The following is a 9,037-nucleotide window of genomic DNA, read 5'->3' as shown; positions in this document are numbered from 1 at the left end:
CACGTGGCGGACCGGGACCCCGAGGCCATCAAGCGGGACATCGACGTCGCCCGCGACCAGCTGGCGGCCACCGTCGACACTCTTGCCGTGCGGGCCAACCCGCGCCGCCTCGCCGACGACCTGAAGGCGAAGGCGATCGAGTTCGTGAAGAAGCCGGCGGTGACGGTGACCCTGGCCGGCGTCGGTGCCCTCGTGGTCGTGGTGGTGGTGCACCGGGTGCGCAACCGCTGACGCCTCAGGTCATGCCGGCACCCGTGCCGCTCTGAACGTGCACCGGAATGTCGTCGTCCCATGGCTGCGCCGCGACCATGTCCTCGACGTCGACGTAGCCGCGCTCGAATTCGCCGGTCGCCGCGTCGACAAGCCGGTATTCCTGCCGCTGGACGTGGATGGGTTGGGCGTCCAGAATGACCACCCGCACGTCACCGGGCTGGAAGTCGCAGCGCTGCTGTAAGGCCTCGATGAGGCATTCGTTGTGCATGTGCCCGTCGCCGAAGTTCCATCCCAGCACCATCGAGCACAGGACCTCGCCCTCGCACAGGTTGTAGTCGTCCTCGTCGTAGCCGGCCAGCGCGCGGTGCACCAGGGTGAACAGCGCGCGGCCGTGGGTGTTCATCCCGCGGAACGCCATGGCGAGGTGAAGCGGGACCAGGGTCGCCTCCCTGGAGCCGTAGAGGCGCTCGAGCTGCAGGTGTTGCATGGGTCCCAACGCGCGCGACCCGGTGCGGAACTTCTCGTCGACCGATGGCTTGACGCACCACACGGTGGTGTCCCAGTTGCCCGCGTAGTACCGCATGCCCGGCAGGAAGGACACCCTGCGCGGGTAGAGGTTTCCGACGACGACGATTCCGGCGATGACCACGAAGAGGATCGCCACCGGCAACGGGTGGGCCAGATCGGACAGTCCGAGGCGGGCGTGCGCCACGAACAGCGACAGCACCCCGAAGATCATGAACACGTTCCACTCCAACGGCACCCCCATCGGGAAGGCCAGCAGGATGTTCAGGTGGAACACGATCATCACGAACGCGGCGATGGCCGTGGGCCAGCCGCCGTGGGAGAAGAGCAACGCCAGCGGCACCAGGCCCTCGACGGCGGTGGAGAAGTGCGCGATGAAACCCGCCAGCGCGCTGGGGCGCAGGTCGTCCGGATAGCGCTTGAACATCGACCGCTTGAGCGGGCCCGACGGGATGAACGGGTTGTTCGCCAGCATCGTCGAGATGACGAACGGGAAGTGCCGGTTGAGCTTTGAGGTGGCCGCCCCCAGCCAGATGACCATGAAGACCACCTTGGCCCCGATGATCGAGTCCGCCCCGGAGAACAGGAACACCAGCGCGAGCGGCGCGTAGACCTCGCCGCGGGCGGCCAGGAAGATGACCTTGTCGCGCAGGCCGACGGCGGCCAGGACCGCCAGGATCGCCACGGTGTGCCAGGGCGCCAGCACCCCAATCTGCGTGTGCAGGGCGGGGATTGGGCCGGTGCCGCCGGAGACCAACGCGATCGCCAGCAACACCAGCAGCGCGGCGTAGAGCGCCGCGTCGATCGGGCTGCGGACGGTGCCCTTGGTCAGCGGGACCCGGTCGGGCCAGGGTGGCAGCCGGATGGTGCCGGGGCGCAGCCAGTACAGGATGGAGCCCATCGGCGGGAAGTAACGCCCGGCCAGTGGCCCGAAGCAGCAGCCCAGCCCGACGACTTCGAACAGCATGGTGTACAGCACGGCCTTCTCGAACACGATGGGCTCCGACCACCACGCGGCGACGCCCGTGAAGCCGCCGATGCCCGCCGTGCACCACCCGAACACCCAGCCGCCGAGAACGTACAGCGCGATCTTCACCCCGTACATCACATGCATCACCAGCGGGGTGCCGAACCCGTTTTCCGCGATGTGGCGCACCATCGGCACGATCCGCTGCGCGCGGCTCTGCTTGCTCCAGTCGGCGATGTCGACGACGGGCAGGTTCGGCTGGATGAACCCCATGGCGGCTCCTTCGACGCACTCGTACCCGGTAGCGGGTCGGCGCCAACCGGTGCAGCAAAAAATACCTGGAGCAACAGCTATCGCGGGGGCATACGGCGTCAAAAATAGAGTCGGTTCCTTGCGCCCCGGCGGCGGTCGGTGTTCTCGCCAATATGGGGCAGTCACTGCACGCGGCGCCGCGTTGTTCGGATGTTACGGTGCGACCCGAACAATCTGCAGCGCAGTGGTTTCGGCACATTGAGGAAGTGGCGCGACCGGGCCCGGTCACGAATGCAGCCGAATCCGGGGCAGCCGGCGCCGTTTTCGGTGGCGAGCGGTGGCGCCGACGCCGCGTCCCGTACGCCTCCTAGCGGCGGTCGACTGGCAAACCATGCAGCACGGAAGCGGCTACCAACTGCAAAGTCGGTGTCCAGGAACACCTTTCGCGCCGGGTCAGTGCGGACCGGGTGAGGTTGGTCACGAACCCGACGCCGCGCACCCGACTCGGATCGTTTTCACAGCTCATTGATGGCCAGCTGACAAGTAATGCCTTGTACAGTCCTGCCACTGTGGGCCGTGAGAGCGCTCGGATGACGCGACGACGGCGGTCGATCGTCGCCGTCGTGTCGGCGCTGAGCCTGTTCGTCGCCTTGATCGCCGGATCCTCCCTGCGCCCGCAGTTCGCAGCGGGCACGCTCCCCGAGCCGGCGGCGTGGACCCAGCAAACCCAAAGTACGCAAACGCAAGCCGGTCATGCGCGCGCTGACGCTGCCCAAACGATCAGCCGTGCCGACCATGGCCCGGCAACCGGCTCGACGTCGACGGACAAAAAGCCGTTCCACAGCATGTGGATGACACGCGACCGGCCGACCAGCTGGCCTCCGATGACGCACCAAGGCGGCTGGTTGGCGTTGCCGACTTCGTTTGCCGCGGCCGAGCCGCCGCCGGTCCGCGTCGCGCCTGCGGCCGTTCCCGACCACCGAGACAACTCCACCCGGCTCTGCGTTATCCGCTGCTGAGGGTTCCACTCCCACCTTTCGCGCCTTCCGACTAGGCCCGTACAGCCCACGCGCAGACCAATTTCGTTTTGACGCTGCGCGTTTGCGCGGCTCATAGCCGATCCCCATATCGCGGCGCCCTGCGACGCCCTGAGCGTCGGGCGCTCATCCCTTCGCATCCTCGAGGAACCGACATGTCCACAGCTATTAGTCAACCCTCCCTCACGAGTCCGGCGGAACGTCGATGAAATCGAATGCACAAGAACTCAATTCGGGGCCCATCCACTCGGATACACCCGAGGCGTGCCAGCCGGGGAAGTTTCACCTACCGCGGCTGGAGCATTCCGCGTTGCCGTTGGCCGCCGATCGAGGTGTCGGGTGGAAGGCTTTGCGGGACGCCGGGCCCGTCGTCTTCATGAACGGCGCGTATTACCTGACCCGCCGTGAGGATGTGCTGGCGGCGCTACGCCAACCCAATCTCTTCTCGGCGCATTTGGCACTGCAGCCTCCCGGCAGCCCGTTGCCGGTGCTGCCATCGGCGTTCGACCCCCCCGAGCACACCCGCTACCGCAAGATCCTGCAACCGCACTTCAGCCCGCACGCCTTGGCCGAATCCTGGCCCGTGATGGAACGCCACGCCGTCGAGATGATCGCTGACCTCGCTGGCCGGGGCGGATGCGAGGTGATGGCGGATTTCGCGCGGCTCTACCCGTACCAGGTGTTCATGGACCTCTACGGGTTGCCGCTGGAAGACCGGGACCGTGTGATCGGCTGGAAGGACGCCGCGGTGGACGGCGGACCCGAGGGCAACGAGCTGCTGGCTTACTTCACCGACGCCATCTTGCGACGCCGGCGGGAGCCGGGCTCGGACATGCTATCCCGGGTGATGATCGGCCCGGGGGAGCTAAGTGACCTCGAGCTCCTCGGCATGAGCCACCTGCTGGTGTTGTCCGGTCTGGACACCGTGGCCGCGGCCATCGGGTTCTCGCTGTTCGAACTGGCGCGCAGACCCCAGCTGCGCAGGGAACTTCGCGACGAACCAGGGCAGGTGAAGGTTTTCATCGAAGAAATCGTCCGGCTCGAGCCGGCGGCCCCCCTGGCCGCGCGGGTGACCACCGACTTCGTCAAGGTCGGCGGCATGACCCTTCCCCCCGGCACACCAGTACGGTTGTGCACGGCCGCGATCAACCGCGACGGTAGCGACGAGATATCGACCGACGACTTGGTCATGGACGGAAAGGTGCACCGCCACTGGGGGTTCGGGGGCGGGCCGCATCGCTGCATCGGCTCCCACATGGCACGCATGGAACTGACGATCGTCGTCAACGAGTGGCTCAAGCGCATCCCGGACTTCGAAGTCCCGCCGGGGTACATCCCGGAGATCAAGTTCCCCTCGAAGAGCTTTGCCCTCAAGTCGCTCCCGCTGAGCTGGGGCACAGCCGACGCCGAGTTGAGCACGGCCGGCTCAGGCTCCCGCGCGACGGTGCGATGAACCGAACGTCCGGCCGACGGGACCCGCCGTGCAGATCGCCGAGCCTTCGCGCGGTGCCGACGCATCCATCCTGGTCATAGGCGGAAATGTTGAGTACGTCTGTGGTGCGCCGTCAGGGTTTCGAACCCCGGACCCGCTGATTAAGAGTCAGCTGCTCTACCAACTGAGCTAACGGCGCTTTCGACGGCCGAGACCGCGTACGCGACAATAACAGGCGTCCTGCCGCGGTGCGAAATCCTCCGATCCCTTCCAGGATAGCCAACACCGCCGGGAGGGGGCGGGATGGTTGGCGCCCGTGCGAGCGTTCCGGCGCTAATGGTCGACGAAAGCACCTGTTGCGCACAACGATCGGCTCAGAAGAGCGTCCCGCAGTACGGGGCCCGGTCGGTGGCGAAGGCGGCGTTCAGGTCGTGGAGTGTGCCCCGCCGCAGCTCGGTGATCCGGCCGGTTCGGCTGAGTTCGGAGGCGCTGTGCGCGCCCATATACATGGTGGCGAGATCGGCCAGGCTGACCTTCACGTCGGCGGAACCGTCGTGCGGCGTGCACTTTCCCACGCCGTCACGGGTCTGCAGCAGGAATTGTCCGCCCGCCAGGCCGAGCGGGTCGTCGACCTCCAGCGTGACCTCGAGGTCGGCGGCGTAGGCGCGGGTGCCGAGGACCTCGGGGACATCGTTGATCCGCACCCACAGGAAATCGTTCACGCCGGTGGTTTCCGCGGCTCGCAGGTCGGTGAGCTTGAGCGGCAGCGGGTCGTCAGCCGGCACGTCGATCTCGACGGTGTCGAACATCTCCAAGACCAGCAATGTCTGCAGCAACTCGGTGTGCGCCTCGTCCGTGACGGGGCAGAAGTCCTCGACGACGACGGTCCCCAACGGGGGTCGGTACCCGTGGTCCGACTGGCCGACGACCCGGTACGTCAAGAAGCCGTCCGGATGGATCGTGTAGTTCAGCGCGGTCCCATTCCCGCGCTGGGTTGGCCTGTCGTCGAAGTAGTCCGCCCACCAGGCGTCGTCGCGGGTCACCGCGCCGGGCGTTGTGGCGCACCATCTTTCGTAGATTTTCGGCAGCAGGTGTTGCGCTTCGTCGGTGTGCACCTCGCGAGCCCTGATCTCGCTCGGCGGGGTGCGCAGCTTGGCGAATCGGCGGTCGATGCGGTAGCTGCGGAGGTAGCTCGCCACGCCGGCGCCGAAGCCGTCGTACATCGCGGTCTGGGTCGGCACACCGAAGACGATCGGGTAACCGCGGTCGATGAGTATGCCCAGCCCCTTGGCGCTGAGCTGTGCCCATACCCCCTTGCCCTGATGCGTTGACGCGACGGCGATCATCGTCAGCCATGCGGCCCGCAGGCTGGTTCCACCCGGCACCGTCAGCTGGGTCGGGTAGATGATGGACGTTCCCACCAGCAACGGCTGTTGCGGATCGGAGACGTCCTCGGCCACCAGGATGTCGTTGACGCTGACGCGGCGTTTCCACGCCTCGATGGCAACGTCGTCCACCGGGTCGCCGAAGGTACGGGCCTGATTCCGGTAGACGGCTTGCAGGTCGTCTTCGGTCGGATGCCTCATGCTGATGGCGTTGTCGGTCGAGTTCATCGCTCATCCAATCCGCTTATAGCCCAGCCAAAACGGCACTTCGCACTGCGAATGACCTATTGGGGGCCCCTCCCGTTCGATACCCGAGTGGTGAATTGCCAAACGTCACCGGGCCGGCCCTGACGAAGGTGGGTCAGGTTCGCCCGTTCGGGTATAGGGATACGCCGGGGCCATTAGCGCTGAAAGGACTAACCGTGCTGCAAGCACTCACCCGCCTTGCCATCGCCGCGCCGCGCCGCATCATTGCGGTCGCTGCCTTGGTGCTCGTCGGGGCGGCGGTCTTCGGCCTCCCTGTGATCAACAAACTGTCGGGCGGCGGGTTTCAGGACCCGACCTCGGAGTCCGCGCGGGCGACCAATGTGCTTCGCGACAAGTTCAACCAGACCGATCAGCAAATGCTGATCGTGGTGACGGCCCCGGCCGGCGTCGAGAGCCACCTGGCGCGCGACGTCGGAACCGACATCGCTAACCGCCTGAAGACATCGCCGTGGGTCTTGAATGTGTCCTCGGCGTGGACGTCACCGCCCCAGGCCGCCGCCCAACTGGTCAGCAAAGACCAGAAGTCGGGGATGATCGTGGCCGACCTGAAGGGCGGGGAGGACGACGCCCAGAAGTACGCCGGCACCCTCACCGACGAACTGGTGCACGACCGCGACGGCGTCACCGTGCGCGCCGGGGGCATGGCCGTGGCGTATGCCCAGATCAACGATCAGAACGAGCGGGACCTCCTGTTGATGGAGTCCATCGCGATCCCGCTCAGCTTCGCGGTCCTGGTCTGGGTGCTGGGTGGTGTGGTGGCGGCGGCGCTGCCGATCGTGCTCGGCACGCTGGCCATCGGCTGCACCATGTCGGTGTTGCGGCTGATCACCTTCGCGACCGACGTCTCGACGTACGCCCTGGACCTGAGCATCGCGATGGGGCTTGCCCTGGCGATCGACTACAACCTGCTGATCATCAGCCGCTACCGCGAGGAACTGGCCCGTAGCGGCGACCGGGAGCGGGCGCTGATGCGGACCATGGCCACCGCGGGCCGGACGGTGCTGTTCTCCGCCACCACGGTCGGATTGTCGATGGCCGTGATGGCGGTGTTCCCGATGTACTTCTTGGAATCCTCGGCCTACACCATCGTGGCCACCGCGGTGATCGTGGCGGTGACGGCGATCGTGGTCACCCCAGCCGCGATCGCGCTGCTCGGCCCCCGGCTGGATGCGCTGGACGCGCGTCCGCTGCTGCATCGCATCCTGCACGGGCAGCGGTCGTTCCGGGATCACGCGCACAAACCGCTCGAGCAGCAGTTCTGGTACAGGTCGACCAGGTACGTGTTGCGCCACGCCCTGCCGGTGGGCCTCAGCGTCGTCGCGCTGCTGTTGTTGCTGGGGGTGCCGTTTTTGGGCGTGAAGTGGGGCTTTCCAGACGAGCGCGTGTTGCCCCGGTCGGCCTCGGCGCGCCAGGTCGCCGACATGCTCGACAACGATTTCGCCAACGGTTTCGGGACGGGGGTCACGGCGGTCGTTCCCGATGCACAGGGTGTGGGCCCGGCCGAGCTGGACCACTATGCCGCCGCCCTGTCGCGCGTGTCCGACGTGTCCGCGGTCACCGCCCCGACCGGGACGTTCGTCGAGGGTCGGCGGGTGGGACCGCCCGCCGCGGCTACCGGCGCCGCCAACGGCAGCGCTTTCTTCACCGTGACCAGCAGCGCGCCGCTCTATTCGCCAGCCTCGAACACCCAGCTGGACCAACTGCACAAGGTCCCCGGACCGGCGGCGCGGTCGGTGGAGATGACGGGGCTGAGCCAGATCAACCGCGACAGCGTCGGCGCAATCACCAAGCGGTTGCCCGTCGTTTTCGCGCTGATCGCCCTCATCACGTTCACGCTGCTGTTCCTGCTGACCGGCAGCGCGGTGCTGCCGCTGCAGGCACTGGCGTGCAACCTGCTGTCGCTGACGGCCGCGTTCGGGGCCATGGTGTGGATCTTCCAGGACGGCAACCTGGGTGCGCTGGGGACGACGCCCAACGGGACGTTGAACGCGAACATCCCAGTGCTGTTGTTCTGCATCGCCTTCGGGCTGGCGATGGACTACGAGGTGTTCCTGGTGTCGCGGATCCACGAATACTGGCTGGCGTCGCAGGCGATCGAGGAGACGCCGCCGACCGCCGCGGAGGCGCGCGCCGCCACGGACGAGAGCACGGCCTTGGGCATCGCGGGCATCGGGCGGGTGGTCACCACCGCGGCGCTGGTGATGTCGATCTCGTTCGCCGCGTTGATACCGGCGCACGTGTCCTTCATGCGGATGCTCGGGCTCGGCCTGACCCTTGCCGTATTGGCCGACGCCACCCTGGTGCGGATGGTCCTGGTTCCGGCGTTCATCCACCTGCTCGGCCGGTGGACGTGGTGGGCGCCCAGACCGTTGGAGTGGCTGCGGCAGCGGTCCGAGACCGGTGAAGACGCTGCCGCCGCGGTGGGGCAGCGTCGCTGGGCCGCCGACGCGCCGGAGCCGCAGCGCCCCTCGATCCGGAGGTGGCCCACCAAAGCCGCGTCCTACCGTGGCTGATTCAGTGAAATCCACTGCGGTGCAACGGTATTGGTGCTCATATCCGATCTCGACGGAGAATCCCTGATGGCCAAGGCGGATATTGCCATCCTGCTGGCGCTGGCCTCGGCGCTGTGCGTCGCGATCGGCGACGTGCTGCAGCAACGCGCCGCGCACTGCATCGAGGACCGCTCGGTTGGCCACGTCGAATTGTTCGCCACCCTGCTGCGCAATCAGCGGTGGTGGCTTGGCGCGCTGCTGCTCGCCGGGAGCGTCGCGTTGCAGGCGGCCGCGTTGGGTCAGGGATCGGTGCTGCTGGTCCAGGCGCTGCTGATGTGCTCGCTGCTGTTCGCGCTGCCGATCAACGCCCGGTTGTTCCATCGCAGGGTGACCGGGGCCGAGTGGATGTGGGCCGGCCTGCGGATTGCCGACGACGACGATCACGGTCACCGCGGCGGTGAGCAGGC

7 protein-coding genes and 1 tRNA gene are annotated in these 9,037 nt (G+C 67.1%); 5 read left to right on the top strand and 3 right to left on the bottom strand.

Features of this window, described 5'->3' with window-relative positions:
• The first annotated feature begins 3 nt into the window (after positions 1 to 3).
• A complete protein-coding gene (locus A9X04_RS18590) occupies positions 4 to 231 on the top strand; it encodes a DUF3618 domain-containing protein (RefSeq protein ID WP_067923571.1) in 228 nt (75 codons plus the stop codon).
• Between the two features lie 4 nt (positions 232 to 235).
• On the opposite strand, the gene A9X04_RS18585 is transcribed toward A9X04_RS18590, so the two are convergent.
• A complete protein-coding gene (locus A9X04_RS18585) occupies positions 236 to 1,978 on the bottom strand; it encodes a DUF3556 domain-containing protein (RefSeq protein ID WP_067923569.1) in 1,743 nt (580 codons plus the stop codon).
• Between the two features lie 602 nt (positions 1,979 to 2,580).
• On the opposite strand from A9X04_RS18585, the gene A9X04_RS18580 reads away from it, so the two are divergent.
• The gene (locus tag A9X04_RS18580) at positions 2,581 to 2,976 is read left to right on the top strand and encodes a hypothetical protein (RefSeq protein ID WP_156764415.1); all 396 of its coding nucleotides are present in this window, start codon (positions 2,581 to 2,583) and stop codon (positions 2,974 to 2,976) included.
• Positions 2,977 to 3,199: 223 nt separating this feature from the next.
• Positions 3,200 to 4,447, top strand: a complete 1,248-nt coding sequence (locus tag A9X04_RS18575) for a cytochrome P450 (protein WP_082975096.1) — start codon at positions 3,200 to 3,202, stop codon at positions 4,445 to 4,447.
• A 102-nt stretch (positions 4,448 to 4,549) separates the two neighbouring features.
• On the opposite strand, the gene A9X04_RS18570 is transcribed toward A9X04_RS18575, so the two are convergent.
• Together A9X04_RS18570 and A9X04_RS18565 are read right to left on the bottom strand one after the other, a co-directional pair.
• Positions 4,550 to 4,625: transfer RNA gene (locus A9X04_RS18570), tRNA-Lys, on the bottom strand.
• Positions 4,626 to 4,800: 175 nt separating this feature from the next.
• The gene (locus A9X04_RS18565) at positions 4,801 to 6,039 is read right to left on the bottom strand and encodes a GNAT family N-acetyltransferase (protein WP_067923564.1); all 1,239 of its coding nucleotides are present in this window, start codon (positions 6,037 to 6,039) and stop codon (positions 4,801 to 4,803) included.
• Positions 6,040 to 6,233: 194 nt separating this feature from the next.
• Between A9X04_RS18565 and A9X04_RS18560 the strand changes: the two genes are divergently transcribed.
• Positions 6,234 to 8,591: an MMPL family transporter gene (locus tag A9X04_RS18560; RefSeq protein WP_067923561.1), complete on the top strand. Its 2,358-nt coding sequence runs from the start codon at positions 6,234 to 6,236 to the stop codon at positions 8,589 to 8,591.
• A 66-nt stretch (positions 8,592 to 8,657) separates the two neighbouring features.
• A partial coding sequence (locus A9X04_RS18555; protein ID WP_197509224.1) for a DMT family transporter occupies positions 8,658 to 9,037 on the top strand: 380 nt, incomplete at its 3' end.

This window comes from Mycobacterium sp. E3247 (assembly GCF_001667785.1).
GTDB lineage: Bacteria > Actinomycetota > Actinomycetes > Mycobacteriales > Mycobacteriaceae > Mycobacterium.
Note: the sequence above shows the minus strand (reverse complement) of the source record. Positions and strands in the feature narration are given on the sequence as shown.